Source organism: Cellulomonas fimi (assembly GCF_028527925.1).
Taxonomy (GTDB): domain Bacteria; phylum Actinomycetota; class Actinomycetes; order Actinomycetales; family Cellulomonadaceae; genus Cellulomonas; species Cellulomonas fimi_C.
The window spans coordinates 1-832 of record NZ_JAPESW010000128.1 but is presented as its reverse complement, the minus strand read 5'-3'; the positions used below and the strand labels follow the sequence as shown (position 1 = coordinate 832).

General features: G+C 63.0%; 1 protein-coding gene. It reads right to left on the bottom strand.

What is annotated here, in order from left to right; translation table 11 throughout:
* A partial coding sequence (locus OMK64_RS21345) for a Ppx/GppA phosphatase family protein (RefSeq protein WP_272730117.1) occupies nucleotides 1-832 on the bottom strand: 832 nt, incomplete at both ends.

Here is an 832-nt window from a genome sequence, read left to right as displayed (position 1 = left end):
GCGTGCAGGGCTTTGCGCTCCACACGGGCGGCTTGTTCCAGGTCGACGTGGTAACGCTCCATCAACGAGGTGAGCGTGCGCTCACGCACGTCTTCATGGTGGTGGCGGCCCAATAGGTCGTAGAGCACGCCTTCACGTGGTGCGCCATCGCAGTGGTCCATGCGTTGCAGCTCAAGGGCGTCGAAGATCGCTTCGAGAATCGCCAGGCCGGCCGGGAAGATGGTGCGACGATCGGGCTTGATACCGTCGAAGTCGATTTTCTCGGCGTCCCCCAACTTGAACAGCTTACGCTTGAGCCATGCCAGGCCTTCGGCATTGACTTCGCCAGTGCCGTGGCCGCCGGCTTTCAGGGCCAGGCCGATGGCGCGGATGGTGCCGGACGAACCGATGGCTTCGTCCCAGGTCAGGCGGTGCAGGGCGTGCTCGATGCTCATGATCTCCAGCCGCGCCGCCGTATAGGCCTGGGCGTAGCGCGCTGGGGTGATCTTGCCGTCCTTGAAGTAACGTTGGGTGTAGCTGACGCAACCCATCTGCAGGCTTTCGCGCAGCAAGGGCTCGAATCTTTGCCCAATGATGAATTCGGTACTGCCGCCGCCGATGTCGGCGACCAGGCGTTTGCCGGGGGTGTCGGCCAGGGTGTGGGACACGCCTAGATAGATCAGGCGCGCTTCTTCACGACCGGAGATGACTTCGACGGGATGCCCAAGGATCTCCTCGGCGCGGCGTATGAATTCGCCACGGTTGCGGGCTTCGCGCAACGCGTTGGTGCCGACGATTCGCACGGCACCCAGGGGCATGCCGTTGATCAACTGGGCAAATCGCTTCAGGCAAT